The 19,462-nt window shown below is 61.1% G+C and carries 1 protein-coding gene (only partly in view); it reads right to left on the bottom strand.

Translation table 11 applies throughout. The features are described 5' to 3' along the window. Nucleotides 1–25: 25 nt before the first annotated feature. A protein-coding gene (locus QEH57_RS22890) for a pre-peptidase C-terminal domain-containing protein (protein ID WP_309009128.1) crosses the window boundary here: on the bottom strand, nucleotides 26–19,462 show its final stretch. 30,384 nt of this gene lie beyond the right edge of the window; 19,437 of the gene's 49,821 nt are visible here — the last part of the coding sequence; its start codon lies off the right edge, out of view; the stop codon is at nucleotides 26–28.

The raw sequence follows: 19,462 nt of genomic DNA, 5'->3' as shown, positions 1-19,462 counted from the left end.
AGTGGTTTGAGAGGGGCAATCCAATTCAAATTTCCTCCTCGTCGGTTCCGGAGCTCAGGTTCAGGTTCACCGCGAGGCGTTCGACTTGAACTCCGTTGAGGCTAAAGATGTCCCCCAGCGTCGAGCCTGGGAAATAGGGATCGTTAAGCGGCTTGTAAAGGAAGGCCGCTGAGAGCAGGCCAGCTGCGAAGTCCATGCGGCCTCCCATCAGGATGGTGTAGCTGCCTGTACCCGATGTTTCGATACGGTCCAGACCGTAGCCGCCGATCGAGAGGTTGTAGCCGGAGCCAAGCATCAAGGTATCTGCAGCGCCGCGCAGCGGATTGCTCGATTCCAGGAGGCTGACGGCGAAGGAATCGGTGAGGATGTCGTAGGTGAAGCCGAGGCGGCCGAGGTCGCCCAGAACGACATCGTCGCCCGCGCCGGTAGTTATCTGGTCGGAGCCGACGCCGCCGATGATCCAGTTGCTTCCGTCGCCGGCGCTGATCACGTCGTTGCCGCGGATTCCGATGCCGTTGGTCACGGACTGCATGGAGGCCGGACGGTTCGAGCTGTACTCGATCTTGCCGAGATCGCCGAAGATCATATCCCATCCGCTGCCTGTAGTGATCGTGTCATTACCGGCGCCACCGAAGACGATGTTGTTTCCGCCGCCGGCGTCGATGGAGTCGTCGCCTTCGCTTTCGAAGGTGTAGGTCTGCAGGCTGGTCATGAAGACGAGCCCTTCGTTGGGCAGTCCCTTCTGGTAAGAGATGCGGCTGTCGATGGTACGGAGTACGCCGCCTTCGCTGACGGTGACGGAACCGACGCCGCCGAATACGACGTCGTTACCGAAGAAGACCGACTGCAGACCGTCCGCGAAGATGGTGTCGTTTCCTTCGTTGCCGAAGATCAAGTCGTCGCCGAGGCCGGCATCGATGTAGTCGTCGAAGTGCGTACCCTTGATCAAGTCGTTGCCCACGCCCGTGGTGATGCTGAGACCGAAGTTGGTGAGCACCGCATCGACGTAGTCGCGGTCGCTGAGCGTCACCTGGGCGATCGGCACCGACTGGGAGAGTCGAGTGATGATCTTGTAGGTGATGTCGGTGTTGGCGTAGAGGTTGAAGCGGGCGTTGAAGACGATGTCCGTGCCGGAGCCGCCGGGAGTGAGGAAGTAGTGGAAACCTTCCTGCAGGAGGTTGTCGCCGGAGTAGAGCTCGATGCTTTCGTTTTCGGCCAGCTCTTCTCCCAGCTCATAGCGGAGGGTGCCGGGCGCCACGTCGAGACGGCCGTTGCGTTCCTTGAGCACGACGGCGGTGACGATGGAGTTGAGGGTCAAGGGACCGACGCTGCTGTCGAGGATGAGGTCGATGGCGTTTTGCGTGGTGTTGATGCGAGTCTTGCCGACCGGGATCAAGACGCCGTCGAGGTAGACGGAGACTTCGTCGATCGGGCTGATCAAGGTGGCCAGGTCGATGCCGCGACGGAAGATCATGCGGTGCGTGTATTCGCCCTGCGTATTGATGATCAAACTACCGTCGTCCTGATCGTTCAAGTCGACGCGGATCACGTCGTCGCCGAGGCCGGTCTCGATGTCGGTCACTGGCGTCCACCCTGCAACGTCCGTGTAGGCGCTGCCGCCGAGGTAGACGGTGTCGTTGCCGGAACCGGTGCGAACGTAGAAGCCGCGCGTGAAGCCGCCTTGGGCTGAGTCGGACTTGATGGTGATCGGTACGCCAGCTAGTCCGAATACGAAGAGATCCGCGCTCGTATCCACGCCGGTGAGATCGAAGGTGTTGCGCGAGGGGATGGCGTCGAGGATCTGGACGTTTGGATCGCCGATGAGCGAACCTGCGTCGCTGATGGTGACAAGCTGGCGGCCGCTGCCGCCGTCGATGTTCAAGACACCGAGCAAGCCATCGAGCGAACCGACGTAGCGGACGCTGCGGTCGCGGTTGTCGAAGCTGTAGTTGTATTGGGTCGATACATACACCTCGTCGTTGCCGCCGCCGAGGTAGACATTGGTGCGGGCCGTGGTGCCGCGGATATTGAGCAGATCCGCGCCGGAGCCGAGATGGATGTCGAGGTCAGCCACGTTGTAGTAACTGATGCTTGGACCGCGTACCACCAGCGAGGCGGTGCCGACGAGGTTGCTCAGGTCGACGTCGACCGGGTTGAGGCGGAAGTCGCTGTGCTCGCCTTGGAAGTAGATGTGGAAGACGTCGCCCAGCTTCACCACGCGGAAGTTGTTGGTGTGCGGCAGGGCGTTGTCGGAATTGTTCGGATTGAGGATCGGGTCGATCGCGTTGTAGAGGTCGAGGGCCGTCGCGTCGTAGGCGATGTCGACCGTTTCCTGCCCGAGCAGACGGAGCTTGAAGGTACCCGCCGTGGCGTCGATGGCCAGGACCTGATGGTTGTCGCCCACGCGGTAGGTCGGAGCGGCGGTCTCGATGGTAGCGGAGCCGTTGACCAGCTTGCTGTCGTCGATAGCGGTCTGCGGAATTTCGAGGCCGATGTATTCAGCGCGGAAGTACAGGTGGAGAGCATCGCCTTCGCGCACCACGCGGAAGTTCGAAGTGAGCGGCAGGATCGGCTCGTCCGCATCCGGGTTGAGGATATCGTTGATGGCCCGGAAGAGAGCCAGGGCATCCGCGTTGTAGGCGATATCGGAGGAGGTCTGACCGAAGAGGTCGATGGTGAAGGTACCGCCGCTGGCGTCGATCTTGAGGATCTGGTGGGTCTCGGTGACCTCCCCTTCTCCGCCGTTGCGGGAAGTGGCGATCGAGACCGTCGGCTCGCGGCCGCCTACGCCGGTCAAGCTGTGGTTGGCAGGATCCGCCCAGGTCAGTTCGGAGACGTCCACGCCCGCCAAGTCGCCGCCGAAGACGATCTGGTAGCTGCGGGAGTAGTCGTTTGGCGCGGCGATCTCGGTAACGTTTACGTTGCCGGAGCCGTAGATGTATTCGAGGGCGGCCTGCAGCTCGCCGGCTCCGAAGGAGTCGTGCACGTAGACGATGGAGCCCATGCCGCGGGAGCTGCCGGAGCTATTGATGGCGTACCATGGGATATCCAAATCTCCACGACGGAGGCGGTAGAAGCCGCGCTCGGCCGAGATGGTGAGGACTTGGATTTCGTTGATGCCGTTGAAGCCGAAGCCTTCGAAGGTCGAACCTGTGAGGGAACCGCTTTCGGTGGTGTTGTCGCTGCGGTCGTCGATGAAGAGCGTGTTCTCGCCGGCGCCGCCGTCGAAGGCGACGTGGCCGTGGATGTTTTCGAGGCGGCCGCTCTCGTCGGATGGGACGTAGTCGCCGGCTGGATCTTCGTGGGAGGCGCTGCCGACGCGTACGGAGTCGTTGCCCGCGCCACCGACGATCTCGACGTCGCCTTGCGAGGAACGGAGGGTGAAGGTGTCGTTGCCATCGTTGCCCGAGATGAGGGTGTTGCCCTTGTGGGTGGAGTCGATGAGGAGCGTGTCGTTGCCGGAACCGAGCTGGAGATTGAAGACTTCCAGTTCGGTGTAGGCGATGCCGCCTTCGAAGGCGCGGCCAGCGATGCTGTTGGCGCCGCCCATGCCGAGACCGCTGAGGCGATCGGAGGTCAGGACGCCGACGTCGTCGGATGGGCTGTCGTTGTTGTAGACGTTGAGGGTGTCGACCTGGTCGAGCTCATCGACGAAGAAGTTCGGGTTGTACGGAGCGTAGTAGTAGGAGTCGCCCACCGACGGGAGGATCGGCTTGCCGTTGGCCAGGTTGATCGGCCAGTTGGCCTTGAAGGTGACTTCCGTGCCGGAGATGGAGGCAGCAAAGCCGTCGGCGATGGCGACGTCGTCCGCGAGGTCTGCATCCAATTGGTTGATACGGTCAAGCACCTCACCGAAGGTGTCGTCCGCTTCGACCACAGCCTTGTGCTTGGTGGTAACGGCGTCTTGGGTGATGCTGAAGACCCATTCTTGGCCGACGGCGCCGGTGTCCTTCAGGAAGATGGCGGCCATGGTCCAGAGCTCGCCGCTGGACTCGGAATTGATCTCCTCGAGGATGCCGGTCTGGGTTACGAGCTCGTCGACGCGAGCGGAGCCTTCGCTGCTGGAGAGAGCGGATTGGAAGTTGCCTCCGTCTTCGCGCTCGACCAGCAGGCTGACTTCGCCGAGCAAGCCGATACGAACCTCCGCTTGGTAGCCGGCGTCGGCCGCGTTGATCTTGTCTGCCATGGCGAACACGATGCGGCCGATGGTATTGATATCGGAAAGCAGCTCGTAGGACTCGATTTCGGTGGCACCCGAGCGGGCGAGGCGGAGAATCGCTTCGTTCGTCAAGGCTTCGCCAGCGGTAGCGACGACCGTGGAGGCGACGGAGTGGTCGTCCACGGGAGCGAAGCTTTCCAGAGTGAGGCCGGTACCGAGAGAGGCGCTCAAGGAGGCGACCGCAGCGGCGATTTCGGAAGCGGTCGCAGTGTCGGGATCGACGGAGGTGTCGACCGAGCTGAGGTCGAGGGCGGTGATGGTGTCGACCGTGTAAGTCTCGCTACCGAGGTTGAGCGTAATGCTCTCGCCCCGCGAGTAGACGCCCGAGAAAGTGTAGATGGCCTTGGACCAGACCGGGCTCAGGGCGAGGCTCTGGAAGACTTGGTTGGCCCGCACCATGAGGTCCGCCTGGTCTGGCAGCGAAACGCCGTCCAGTGTGAGGTTCGCGCCAAACGGATTGATGGCATCGCCCACGGAGAGGATGTCTTCCGATACGCCGAGCACTTCGAGGATGCGTCCGTCCGCCGAGCCGGAGAGGAACTCGATGGTGTACGGGAAGTCGTTCATGCGCGGATCGTAGCCAGGGCGCAGACCCGCGTTGGGATCGATATGCGTCGCATCGCGGTCGGTAATGACGCCATGGGTGCCGTCGTCCAATTCGACGGTTCCGGCGGAGCCCACCGTACCGTCCGCCACTGGGGAATTGGTTTCGCCCGGCAGGGTAACGGGATTGGTGAGGAAGCGCTCGTCGGTATCGCCGAGGCCACCGTTTATGGTGATGGGGCCGCGAATTTCGACGAGGCGCTGCTCGAAGGCCGCGAAGGCCAAGGCGTCGCCGCCGTCGATGAAGTCGTCGTCTACCGCGCCTACTACCACGGTCTGGTCCGTGTTCCAGTTGGCGCTGGTGAAGAGTACTTGGTTTTGCACGACAGCGCGGATGACGCGCACTTCCGGCACACCCACCGAACCGGTCGAAGCGAGGGTGGCGGAAACGGTGCCGCTGCTCTTGGTGATATCGAGGATGCGTCCGTAGCGCGTGACTTCGTAGTTGGCGAAGCCGGTGCTCTTGGAGATCAGCAGCTCGAAGGCTTCCGCGATATTGGTGAGGCGCGGGTTGCGGCTGCTGGAAGCGATATAGCTGTAGATGCCGCCGGAATAGGTCCACTCATCGAGCACCGTAGAGTCCGTGACCAAGGAGGAACTCAAGATGGTGTAGTTCATGGTCTGGCCATCCAGAGTGAAGGTCCAGGTTTGGCCGACTTCGGTCAGTCCGGCGAACTCAACTTCCACGCGACCGGTCAGGTCGGTCGTAGTCGATTCGCCGGTGAAGACTTCGAGGAAGAACTTGATGTTGCTCGTGTCGGAGGTGACCAAGACGTTTCCGTCCGCATCCAGCTCCGCGGAGAAACCGCTGATGGCATCGATCTGGTCGATCAGATCTTGCAGGCTGTCGATCGCGGTGGATACGCCCAATACTTCCGGAGTGCCGCGTACCTTTTCGCTGCTGACCGGAGTCAGGACGACGGTCCATGGCTGAGTCGCGGATGGCGGCGTGAGCACTTCGATCACGGCGCGGCCGGTGGCAACCTGCGTTTGCACTTCGTACTGCTCGCCGAAGTAGGCTTCTGGATTGAAGGCTTCGTCGGAGTTGTAGGTGCGGGTGCGTTTCGGCGTGACGTTGACGATGAGGTTCTCGCCGGGATCGGTGCTTAGAACGAGGTTGTAGCTATCGTCGATCACGCGAGTGGTCGCGAGCGTTTCGAGGATTTCGAAGGAGAGATCCGCCGAGAACGCATGCTCGAAATCACGATCGAGGGAGAAGAGCTTTTGCTCACCATTGTATCCGGTAATCGTATACTCGGTACCGGCGCCTGCGCCTTCGGTGATGCGTAGCGTCTTGCCGGTCAAATCGATGGCGGCAGCATTCGTTTCGTGACGCTGGACGGAGAGAATCAGGTTGTAGCTCTGGCCGCTCCAAACGCCCGTATTGAAGTCGCCGAACGGAGAAGCGGAACCGCCGATCACGGAATTCGAAGCGTAGTCGACATGGGAACCGACACGGATCTTGTAGGTGCCGGCTGACAGATTTCCGTCCGCACCGAAATCGTATTCAATAAACGGATCGAGAGCGAAGTTACTTCCGGCATCGATTTCGGAAGCCGTACGGCTGGAGACCAAGGTACCGCTCGCATTGTAGATACCGATGCCCCCGATGCCATCCGGCCTCGTGTAGAGCACGACATTGCCTGAGTCGTCCAAGAGTTCGAGGGATGGAGTGATGGTGTAGGGAACGAAGTCGACGTAGTACTGCGGAGTTTGAATACCCAAGACGTCCACGTAGCGAACGTTCCAGAAGTAGGCGTTGCCTTGGATCTTGTTGCCGTAGTCGATATCGAGAACCGCAGTGACGGAACCTCCCCCGCGGCCAAGGTCGACGAAGAACGGGTGCTTCTCGCCGGAAGCGCGGCTCTCCACGACTAGCGAATTACCCAGCACGCTAACCGTGTAAGGCGAATCGCTGTCGTCGTTCACTTCATCAGCGAGCAGATCGAGCACGTTCTCCAGAGTGTAGTCTTCCGGCGAGGCATTGCTTGGCAAGCTGGCCGAGTAGGTAGTGCCATCGAGCTCGATTGACCAAGTCGCGTCTCCACGGGATGGAGACGGATCGTCCACCATAGGAATGGTAACCGAGTTGTAGAAGTCGCGCTCGTCTTCGGTTTGGTCCGCGGTCGCCACGTGGGAAGCATTGCCGTTTGCCCACTGGCGGAACTGCTGGATGATATCGAAGGTGATCTGCCCCTTGTCGTCCGCGCTGATGTGCAAGCCGTCAGTAATGACAGTAGCCGTGTATCCACTTACCGCACTCACCTTCGTTCTCAGGTCCGTCAGGATCGCTGCGAGCGTGCTGGCATCTGCCGAGGCCGCGTTGGATAAGATGTTGCTGGCGATACTATCGAAGTGCAGCGTCCAGTAGTCGCCGGCGTAAACCGTCTTGGAGCCGGAACCTACGGAGTTGAGAATCACGTCGTAGCTCCATGCGTGCTCGACCTCGCCCACCACGGTCGAACCGTAGGTGTAGGAAGCAGCAAACGCGACGCTGGCGCTTTGGGTGAAGTCCGTGCTGCCGGAGACCTGAACCAAGGTGATGACCGAACCGTTGACGTAGGCCACGAATCCGGTGGCGGTCGTATCATTGATATCCGCAGCCAATCCGGTCGCCACCGCAGCCGTCGTTTCGATAGCGCCTACCGTGAAGGTAAATTCGGTGCCGCCGAGGTCGAGTGTCCAAACATTGGTTTCGTGCGGATAGCCGCTAATGGTTACCGTCTCGACGCGCGAAGTCGTGTTGGTGAGCGTCCGCTCGACCTTGAAGTCGATCACGAAGTCGGTCGCCGCATCCACGCGAACCACATAGATCGCTCCCCCCGCTTCGAAGAGCTCGAAGCTGGAGCTCGTCGTATCCATCGAAGCAAGCAAGGCCTGCAGGGCTTCCGTGGTCGTCGGGCTGCCGGAGATGGCATCGGAGTCGCCTGCCAGCACCGTGGAGCCTGCCGTGTTGCTAACCGAGAAGGTCCAAGTGGTGCCGTTGACCGGAGTTTCGGTGACCGTCAGCTTGCGCGCCGCAATGGCGTCGGACGCATCGGCGGTGAGGTCACGCGTGACAACTTGGGTCAAGGTGTGGCCCACGAGGTCGCTGTCTTCCACGATGATCAAGCTGCTGCCGTCCGCCGTCACGGTGTATCCCGTCACTGTGCCGAAGGCGGTGTCGATCGCGGTAGCGGTCGCATCCAGGTCCGCGCCCGCGGTCACGCTCGAGGTGGTCTCGACGACTGTGCCGCCGGAATCCTTCAAGGTAACCACCCATTGGCTGGATGCGGTGTTGGGACCTTGCAGGTCGAAGATGACTTGGTTGGTGGCAGCTGTCTGCAGCAGCGACTCGCCGAAGATCACCTTGAACTCGGTAGCCAACATCGCGCCCGTGAAGGCAACCGTCAGCGTGTTGGTCGAGTCATCGTAGGTGACGTCAATACCGGTAACGGACGGCAAGGCTGCCACCAGCTCGTCCAACAATGTATCCAAATCCGCATCGTCGGAAATCGCAGAGGTCAGAACCGAATCATCGGACGCGTCCAAAATCGCCAGCATCCAATCGGTGCCTGCAGCTGGAGTGCCCGAGATAGTGAAGGTTTGCTCGTTCGCAGGGTCCGCGGCCGTGGTCGCAGGCGTGAGCTCTTCTTCCAGAGCTGCCTCGCCAAACTTGACCTTGAAGTCCGTGCCATACTTGGAACCGCTGAAGGTGACAGTCAGGGTATCGGTGCTGTCCTCGTAAGTCACCTCGATGCCGTCCACACTGCTCAAGGCGGCGATCAGCTCAGCGACGAGGTCATCGAGATCATTGTTCTTCTCGGTCGCGGAAACGAGGATCGAATCGTCGGAGGCGTCCAGGATCGCGAGCGTCCAATCTTCGTTCGCTGCCGGAGAGCCCGTCAGCACGAAGGTCTTGGTATGGACGGCTGGCAGGGCGGTGGTCACTGCTAGGCTGACCTTGAAGGCGGTGCCGTCGAGGCGCACGAGGCTGAGGGTCGTTCCATTGTTATAAGCCTTGAAACCTGTCAAGGCGCTCGCCTCAAGGGCCGCAACCAAGCCGGTCGCAATGTCGCTCAAGCTGGTGGAAGCCGCTTCGAAGCTGAAGGTTCCGTTGGTGATGGCGGTGTCGTCGCCGTTGGTAAGCGTGACTTCCCAAGTCTGGCCTACCACTACGGCACCCGTCAAAGTGTAAGACTGAACGGATACACTGGTGTCTGCGGTGCCGGTGGGCACCACGTCGAGCGAGAGCGTGAAGCTACCGCTGCCCGAAGTACGGGTAACGTTGAGCACCGCTCCATCGTTTTCAGCTTGGTAACCGCCGAGGCTGAGAGATGCCGCCAGCTTGTTGGCCAAGGTGGTATGCGTTTCGCCAGAAGCGACCGTCGCCGTCATCGCATCGGAAGTCCCGATCTGGATCGTCCAGACATCGCCTTCCTGCAAGGTCGCGCTCAAGGTCACGCTGCGCGAGGCCAAGGAGCTAGAGCCAGCAGTGCCCGTACCGGATGGAGCGGAGACGACTCCCTTATAGAGAACGCCGGTTCCGTCGTCGCGAGAGAGCACTGGCAGCGAACCGCTTGTATCCACATCGTAGGTACTGCCAGCCTGCGAGACCACGTAGTTGGCGATTGCGGTGGCGAGCTCGGCGTTGGTGGTGATGCCGTCTGCGACTTCGTAGGTGTAGGTGTTGTCGTCGAGTGAAATGGTCCAGGTCTCGCCGCGCTTGACCACGCCGGTGATGGCCAACTGGAAGGATTCGAATGGAGTGGCGTCGCGGTCCGCGGAGATCGGGGTACCGCTGAAGGTTGCGGAGACGCTGGATTGGACCGGATTGGTAGAGAAGCTGATGGTGAAGTTCTTGCCGCTGGTCGGGGCGAATACGATGGAGTCGGTGCCGGCCGTCGCGAAGCCGGAGTAGACCTTGGTGTTCAGTTCGCTGACCAGGCTGGAGATTACGCCAGCGAGCGTGGCGCTGCCGGTGGCGCTTGCCGTGATCTCCGAACCGGAGGTGCTTTCGGTGATGGTTACTACGAAGGTATCGGTCTCGGACGGCGTGCCGCTCAGGTTCAGGGTACCGCTTGCGAAACGGATATTGGCATCGGCTGCCGTCTCCATGCTGATGATACCGCGAACCGTGCCGGCGCTGACCACCTTTTGGCTGAGGCCATCCAAGGTTGCCCCCTTGAGGTTGAAGCCAAAGGAATCGCGAATGGTCAGTACGCCGCTGCTCGCTTCGGAGCTCAAGGTCTCGCCGCTATCCGGATCCGTACCGGCGACCTTGAAGCGATCCGGCAAGGCCGCGAGCAGGCCTTCCGCGACTTCGGTCAAAGTATCGCCGTCCTCAACCGTGTAGGAGTAGTCCTTGTAGCGGAGGCCGAGGCTCCAGACATCGCCGGTGTTCACCGTGCCTTCCAAGCGGAGCACCAGCTTGCTGAAGAACATGCTGCTATCGAGTCCGCTGACGTCGGTGATGGTTCCGATCGCAGGCGGGTTGAGCATCGCGGAGGTAATTTCGAACGCGTAGATGTCGTAGGAACCGTCACCGTTACCGAGGATTCGAGCGTACGGTGTATTGGAATCGAGGATACCGCCGAAATCGGTATTGCCCACTTCCGCGTCGAAGAAGGTGAAGAAGTTGTTGGCGTTATCGATGTTTTGAGTCGCGTTGTTGCCGTATTCGTCTTCCTGGACTGGCTCAGGGCTGAAGATGAAGCCGTCGACTGGATGCTCTTCCAACGAGACCTGCAGGTCGTAGGTGATGCCTTCCGGCAAGCCTCTGCCACCGAACCAGTCGGAAACCTCGATATAGTAGGTTCCGGCGGTGGTGAAGGTAAAGGTGAGGAAGTCGTCGAACCAGCTGTTCGATCCGTTGGCGCCTTGGCTTGGGTTGGCCACGCCCGGTCCGCGCACGATCACATCGCCGCTCGAATTGAGGAGCGTGATGCGAGAGGCCCAGAAGATGGAGTCGCCGTTTTGGTAGCCGCGGTCGATGTCGAAGGTACCGGTCAAGGAACCGCCACCTGCGGTCAGCATGTCGCTGGTAACCTCGAAGCTGAAGAAGTCGTTCTCTCCGTCGCCCGTGCCGTGCAGGGTCAAGTGCGGAACGGAATTGGCATTGAGGATATCGCCATCGCCGTTGAGTCCCCACTTTCCGAGATCCAAGCTTTGGGCGTCGAGGTAGTTGTTGTGCAGCTCGTTGGTTTCGTTGAGCTCGGAAGTACCGAAGTCGCCGCGGAAAACGGCCACCGCGGTGTGATCCACCACGGAAACGTGCAAGAGGTAATCGATGGCGGCCCCTACGGTGTCGGTGACGCGCACATAGAAGGTTCCGGTCGCGTCCGCGGTGAAGACGATGGTATCGTCTATGCCGACACCTACCGCCGCGTTGGTCTCCGTACCGCGAATCAGCAGGTCGGGACCGTAGAGGCGGATCGACGCTCCGGTCGCTTCGGCATCGAGGTCAACCGTGATCACCTGGCCGCTGGTCACGGTAAACTTGTACCAGTCGCTCACGTTGATGCCGGAGACTTGGCCTTCCACTGTCACGTGCGGCACGGTGCTGGAGTCGACAATCGCGCCGCTCGTAACGAGCGTCCAGAAGCCGGACTCCAAGTCTTGGCTGTTGCCCACGAGGCTGTGGTCCAATCCGGTTTCGCGCAGTATTGGTACGCCACTTACACTTCCCTCCCCAATGCGAACCTGGCTGGTCGGCTCGGAAACGGTTACGCCTCCGTTGCCTTCCGTCACGATGACGCTTGGCTTTTCGTCGTCCGCAATTTGGAAGTCGATCGGGTCGACGATGTAGGCTTCGCCATTGTCGCCCACGGTGTACTTCAAGGTAACCGGTTCGCGAGCGGGGTTCGCAGAATCGATGACAACGTTCCAAAGTTCGCCCGGAACCACATCGCCGCTGAGGGTCAAGGTGCGGGTTTGGTAGAGCGATACGGTTGCAGCGTCCGTATCCGCCGCGCCACCACTTGGGGTGCGCGTCACTGCAGCGCTGAAGGCAGTCGTCTCGTCGGTGATGCGGAGGGAGGCGCCGAGGTTCTGTACGGTGTAGCGAGCGACCAATTCGATCTTGTCCGCCAAAGCTGAGAGCACGTCGGCCACCGTTTCGTTAGCGCCCGTTACGGTGTATTCAAAAATGTCAGTACCTGCTAGGGTCACCTTCCAAGTATCGCCCTGTACGATCGAATCGGTGAAGAGGAGTTCGACGATGGTCGATTCGCTTGCCGAGCCCACGAAGGCGGAAGTGATCGTACCGGAGTCTGGGTTGGCGATGTCGAAGTCGAAGGCAGGGCCAATTACGGTGACCACTGCGCCGGAGTGGCTAGCGGTATAGCCAGCGTTGGCTCCTGCTATTTGCTGGGCAAGGTCGCGAGCGATGGCTTCGAGGTCGAGGTTGTAATAGCTGGCGGCAGAGGTGGTGATGGTGTGGCTCAAGCGACCGTAGTGCAGCGACTCGGCGTCGGAGTCGTCCACGGCCCGAACCTGCACGATCTGCACGGAGCTCCAGGGGCTCGAACCGGAATCGTTGGTAAAGGTAAGCGTGCCGGTCGCGCCGAAGGAAGTGCCGCCATCGGTCGATACGACGAGGTCTCCGTCTTCGCTGCTGACCGTGATATTCACATTTGCCAGCGGCTCGCGAGTGAGCACCACCGCGTATCGATCAGTCTGATACAGATCCGAATCTTCGGAAACGATGGAGCGGAAGTCCGCCTTGCCGGCGGCATCGACAGGGACGATCACCACGTCGGCCGCATCGTCGTCGTAAACTTCCACCGCGACGCTTGCCATGTCGAAGCCGTCGTAGGCATCGCCATCGCCCGACTCGGCGCCCTGCACCACGGCGTGGTTGATGATGAGGTTGCGGCGACCGGTGGCCACATCGTCGTTCGGGATCAGGGCGGTAACGGTCTGCGGGATAAACCAGTTCTCGGCGGTGAAGAAGAGGACCGTTCCGTTTTCGCTGAAGAGGCTGAGGTCGGTTTCCTCGTCCGCGCCGGAAGCGAGGCTGAGGCTCTTGACGCCGGAATTGCGCTGACGCTCGCTGAGCTGTTGTGGCTTTACGAATACGCGAACCGTTTCGTCCGGAGCCCGGGTGAGCACCACCGAGTAGGTCGCCACCGCGAGGTCGGTGAAGCTGAGGTTTTCGAAGAGGCGGAGCGGCCCCTTGGCTTGGGTGATGACGATGCCGGCTTCGTCGTTGTCGGAAACCTTGGCCGAAAGGTCGCGCAGGAAGATGTCGGCGAAGAGAGCTGGGCCAGCCGCGATGAACTGCTCGATGATGCCGCTATGGCCGCCGAGGCTGTTGCTGACCACCGTGATGGTTTCGCCATCGGTGCCGCCCACGTTGAAGGTATCGCTGCCGAGTCCGCCCACGATTTCGACTTCCACGTTTTCGCTGGTGCCGCCCACGTAGAAGCGGTCGTTGCCTTCGAGGGCGTTGACCACCAGCTTCTCGATGCCGCCGTAGGTAATATAGAGGCCGCCGCCGTAGACGCCGAACTGGTTGACCACGAAGTCGTCGCCGAACTCGGTACCGACTACGGTGAGCGTATCGAATCCGTCGCCGCCTTCGATGCGGACCGGAGCGTTGACGGTGAAGGCGATGAAGTCGGCGCCTTGGCCACCGTTGACGTTGACGAACGGAGCCTTCGGGTCGTTCGGATTGACGCGGACGAAGGAGCGAACGAGGAAGTTGTCGTCGCCTTCGTCACCGTACATGAAGACTTCCGCCTTGCTGCGGTAGACGGTGAAGGAGTCGTTGCCCTCGCCACCGTTGAGGATGGCGACCTCGCTGAGACCGTTGCTGAGGAAGCCGCGGGTGGTTTGGGTGGTTTCGAAATAGTCGATCGGATCGAGCCCACTGGTTGGGTTGAGGTCGTCGCGCGAGGACTCGAAGACTTGGCCGAGCTGGAAGGAGTCGTTGCCTTCCGAGCCGTTGACCGTGATGGAGGACAGGGTGTCGTCGAAGACGAATGTGTCGTCGCCCTCGCGCCCTTCGACCACCAGGTCGCTGATGTCGGCGTCGTAGTAAACGCGCTCGAAGAAGCCGCCTGGAACCGGGACGCCGGCCGCGTCGATTTCGTAGGAAGCGACGATGGCTCGCTTCTGGGCGTGGTTGGCGCGGAAAAGGAAGAGGTCCGCTTCCTTGGTTCCGTAGATACGGAGCAGGTCGATGCCTGCGTCGTCGCTGGGCGACTTGTCGAAAATGTTGATGTAGGAAGTGCCGCTTCCTGCCAGACCGACTTCGTAGCGATCGCTGCCGCCGCGACCGTGCAAGTTCAGCTCGCCGCCGATGCCGGAGTTGAAGGTCTGTTCGCCGAGGGCATCGTAGTTGACGCGGATGACGTCATTGCCGCCCTGGGCGTCGATCGTGGTCGGTCCACGCGTTGTATTGATATTTATGATATCGTTCAGGCTGTCGCCGAGCACGGTTTCGTCACCGGTGTAAACGTAGGTCGCGCCGAGGTGGGTGGAAGCGATGTAGAGCTCGTTGTTGCCGGAACCGAGGTTCAGGTCGAGGCGTTCGAAGGCGCTGTAAGCGATACCCTTGGTCATGCCGAAGCCGAGCAACTGATTCTCGTAGAGGATGCCGTTTTCGTTGTCGGTATCGCCGGAGTCGTAGATGAAGAGACCGTCGGTGCCGCCGTTGGCGAAGAGCGCGAGCTGGCCGCCGAGGATAGCGTCGAGCAGACCGTTGGTGTACTGGTCGGCCGCTTCGCCAGAGGTCGATCCGACGCGCATGGTGTCGTTGCCGGAAGGAACCGCGATCACGTTGCTGCCCACGCTGAGGGACTCGCTGACTGCGTCGCCGTAGATGAAGGTGTTTCCGCCGATGCCTTCGATATTGAAGACGTCGTCGCCGCTGCGGCCTTCGATCGTCGTAGCGGTGGAGCTGCTAGTGCCTTCGATCAACATCGTGTCCACTCCGGAACCGAGGGTGATGTTGAGCACTTCCGTAGTCAAATAGTCGATACTGCCACCCATTTGCAGACCGCTGAGGCGGGTGCTGGTCAGGGTGCCGCTTTGGTTGTCGGTCTCGCCGGACTCGTCGACCATTACGCGGTCGTAACCGGCGCCGCCCTGCATGGTAACCACGCCGGAGATGGCATCGAGGTTGCCGAGAACATTGATGAAGCTCGCATCGGCTGGGTTTGGATCAAGCTGCGGCTTGCTGCCAGCGGCGAAGTCGATGTCCCAGAATCCAGCCTGCGAACCGACCATCAAGGTATCGTCGCCCTGCCCTGCGTCTACGGTGATGTTGCCCTGGGTCGCGCGAACCGCGATGTTGTCGTTGCCCTTGCCCGTGCTGAGCAAGAGGTTGCTGACCGGTGTGGTGTGAACGGTGAAGTAGTCGTCGCCGTCGCCGGTGCGGATCTCGAGGATGTCGCTGGCGTCGGAAACGGGGTTGCCGGAAGCGTCTGGGAACAGTCCGTTGGCGAAGAGCAGCTGGCCGGGGATTCCAAGACCGGTTACGCGGTAGGTTTCCTTGGCGACCACCACTGGGTCGGTGGCGTTGTTGTAGACTTGCTCGCCGCCGAAGTAGATCTTCGGCTCGTTTCCGACGAAGCGACGTGGCGTCAAGGCCGCGGCTTCGGCTGCGTCAATCGTATCCAGAATCCACTCACCGTCGCCGTTGAGGACGTAGACCGGCTCGCCGCGATCGTGCAGCTTCACGCTGCCGTTGGAATTCCTGTAGTAGACCTTGCTGTCGTCGGAGGCAGCGAGCGAGGCATTGTCGGTGTAGGTAACCGCTACGCCATCGCCCGTGGTGAGAACGATTCCACCTTCCACGACTGGCTGGCCGACCTGGATCTGCTCGTCGCCGAAGTAGGTCAAGGCGTCGCCGGCGCGGTAGAAGGCTTGCAGGGCGAAGTTCACCTCGATGCTCACCGTTCCGGAAATCTTGGAGGAATCGATGGCGTCGAGGGTAAGCAGGCCAGTACTGGTGTTGAAGCTGTATTCGTCGGAGGTCAGGGCGAAGATGCCGCGTTCGCTGGAGACCACGATGGATACGAGTCGATCCGGGGCGAGCTGGATGGCGGCGCCGCCCATCGGATCGGCTACGCTACCGCTGCGGTTAAAGTCGAGGGACCAACCGGCGATGCCCTCGTTGCCGTTGAGGCGCAGCTGGCTTTCGTCGCTCAGGTCGATGGTCAGATCCGACGGATCGTAGCTGAACTGCATGTAGTCCGGAGCGAAGACCAGATCGCGACGGTCGTGGATGATGGCTTGGCCAGCGAGGCGACGGAAGATGGAGCCGTCGCCATTGACCACGAGGTTTCCGTTTTCGTCGAAGGCGAACTCGTTGCCGAGGTAGCGTTGGATCTCGCCGCGGCTGTGCAGCACGGGGTTGTTCTTGAAGTACTCGACCGGGTCGCCGTCCTTGCGGGCGAGGATGGCGCCAAACGGATCGAGCAAGATCGCGCCATCGTAGAGGTCGTAAGCGGTTTCGCCACCGGCATAGACGCGACCCTCTTGGCGGAACTTGCCCGCTGGGTCGTAGACCGCGGAGATGAGGTCGGCGCCGGTGAGGCTTTGGCTGCCGGGATTGATCAATTGGTAAACGCGCTCGCCGCCGAAGTAGACCTTGGCCTCGGACGTATTCACGAAATTGATATAGTAAGTGGTGCTGGCCGCAATGGCGTTGGTCAGGGTGATGATGCCCACGGCTCCGTTGTCCGATACAGTGTAGTCGGTGCCTTCCTTGAGCAACTTCGCGGAGCCGGAGCCAGACTCGCTGGCCACGTAGATGGAAGACCCTGCGGCTGGCATGCCGGAGAGCGTGAAGACCTGGCTGCCGCCGGAGCTGCGGGTGAAGGTGTCGGTGATAGCTCCCGGATGAAGCGCCACGGAGCCGCGACCGCTGAGGGCGGTTTCGATTTCCTCGGAACCGATTTCGAAGCGATCCAAGGCTCCCACCAAGTTTCCTTCCTGGCCGCTGCCGTCGACGATCAAGCGGTCCACCGCATTGGCAGCGTCGGATACGCGAACGTCGCGGGTGCGGGTGTAGGTGCTGACCTCGCTGCGGTCGACCTGCATCACGGAAACCGTGCCGCCGCCCGAAGCGCCGAAGGTGACGTAAGTGGAAGAATTGAGGTTAGCGTAGAGACCGTCGCCCGGAATCACCACGGCTGGACGCTGGCTGTTGGAGAGGTTCGTAAGCCCTCCTACGATGGTCGACGGATAACGAGTATCCAATTTGTTGTGATTCGGACCGCCGTGCCCCTTGAGAATTTCCAGACCTTCGAAACGGAAGTTGGTGCCGGAGGCGCCAATGACGCGGATGTAGCGGTAGTAGCCGCCATTGTTGAGGCCGATGTCGTAGTTGGCGGACAGGCTGGAGGCGCTGCTGGTACGGGTCGCTTCCCTCCAAGTGCTGCCGTCGTTGCTCACCAGCAGGCGAACGCTGCTGAAGTCGACGCCGGAGTTGAAGTGGCGGGTCAGCTTGATGTCCGAACCAGCCAGGTCGTGCACGAGGTAGCTGGTATCGATGCCGGTCTTCACGCCGTAGTTGTCGAGGAAGAGCGGTACCGCGGATCCGTTGAGGAAGTCGGTGGTGTAGAGCTCGCGGTTCGGGTAACCGTCGCTATCGGTGGCGACTGCAGTTTCGCGGCCCTTGTTGTCGATGAAGAGCGGTACGGAACCGGACGTGGATTGGTCGACGACCTTGTAGACGATCTGATGGGCAGCGCCGCTGGAGTCGGTCGCGTCGGTGGTCTGCTGGCCGTTCGCGTTGTAGTAAAGGAACTGACCGTCGTCGTTGGTGGCATGCACGCCGTAAGCGCGCACGCCGTAGTCGCGCACGAAGTCGGACTCGATGGTGCCGTCGCCGCGGACCGCTACGGTGCGAATCTTGGCTTCGCCCGTATCTGGATCGATGTAGAGGATCGGCTGCAGATCGACGCCGTAGTAAGTGATGGTATTGCCGCCTGCGTCCTGGAAGGTGCCTTCCGGCGTGTTGCCGGGTCCTGTTTTCGTGAATACAACGGGGTAAGGGCCGGCAGGGATGCTGGTGACCACTTCGGTGACTTCGTCGATGTGAGCGTCGCCGTCGAAGATGAGTCCGCCGCCGATCTGAGCGAGCGATCCGTTTTCGCCCACGGTGACCGTGTCCTCGCCTGCTCCGCCGTAGACGGTGGTTTCGCCGGTGGTCTGGAGAAGGAAGACTTGGTCGTCGCCGGCGCCGAGTACGATCTGGATATTGAGCGACTGGCGATCGTCGTCGCTGACGGTGCCGATCTCGCTCGGGTTGCGGGCATCGGCGCTGCGCAGATCCGTGAGGGCCACGGTGACATGGTCGTTGCGGTTAGCGGTTGGGATGCCAGCCGGGGCTTCGTCGGCGAGGCGCAGATCGAGGTTTTCGATATCGCCCAGCATGACGCCGTAGGTCTTGACGCCGTCCACGCCCACGAAGCCGTTGGTCGGGATGTCCATGCCGAAGCCTTCGATGCTGAGGTAGACGTCGGTGATGGGTCCGTTCTCGTCGGTGGCCCGCTCGAAGATCATGTTGCCGTTGCTGTCGCGGCCGTTCGACTCGAAGCGCGGCAGTTCGCGGTTGGTGATCAAGCCCGGAATGTTGGCTCCCGCAGAATTGTGAACGATCACGGTGTCGCCCCGATCTTCGAACTGCGTTCCGCCCTCGAGGATGACGCGGCCTCGGATGTCGCCCACGTCGAACTTGGCGTCCTGCTTGAAGGCTTGCGGCAGCGGATCGTAGGTGACCGTCGGCGGCTGGACCGTGGTCGTGTTCTGCACGAGGCGACCGCGCTCGTAGCTGGCTTCTAGGCCGGTGAGCGAAACGATGACCTTGCGCGTGGTGACGGAGAAGATCCACCAGCCGCGGGTCGTTTCTTCGATGCGGGCGCTGATGCTGTCGTAGCTGATCTGCTCGTTGCGCATGTTCGGCACGTTGGCGCGCCAGCTTTCGAACCAAGCCTGAACGGTGTTTTCTACGGCGCGGATGGCGCTCTCGACCAAGCTGTCGCGCACGGCGCTGGAGAATTGCGAGAGGAAGCTGAACCACCAGCCGAAGTCGAAGGTGAAGGTGTAGTTGCCGTAGTTGTGGGTGACCGTGTCGTAGACGAGCTCGGAACCGAGGTCGACCTGGATGGCTGGCGGGGTGTAGGAAACTTCGGGCGGATCAAAGACCAGTGGCGGGTGGTCTCCGCCGAGGTGGATGGTATCGTCGCCGGAGCCGCCCACCACGGTGGTGGTGAAGGACTCGTTGGTGCTGAGGATGTAGATTTCGTCCGCGCCGCCGGCTCCATCGACCTCGAGGGCTTCGATGTTGCGGAAGTTAACGAAGCGCCCGGCGCCCGCTACGATGGATTCGGTGATAACGAATGTATCCGCAATTGGGGTACCGACGATGACGAGGGTATCGACACCCGGACCACCGTTGATGGAAACGGCACCGTTTTGCAGGTACTCGTAGCGATTGGATCCGGTGCCGCCGAAGACGTTGGCGAGGTTCGTGACGTCTTCGTTGTTCTCTGGGTTTTCGCGGAGAACGATGAAGGTCTTGAGCAAGAAACGGTCGTCGCCGGCGCCACCATGCAAGTAGAGGCGAGCGCGGTTGAAGTTGACCTCGAAGCGATCGTTTTGGTCGCCGCCAAAGATGAAGAGCGGATTGGAGGCGCCGTTGGTCAT

It is taken from the genome of Pelagicoccus sp. SDUM812005, from assembly GCF_031127875.1.
Taxonomy (GTDB): Bacteria; Verrucomicrobiota; Verrucomicrobiia; order Opitutales; family Opitutaceae; genus Pelagicoccus.
The sequence above is the reverse complement of the archived record's forward strand: the minus strand, read 5'-3'. Positions and strand labels throughout refer to the sequence as shown.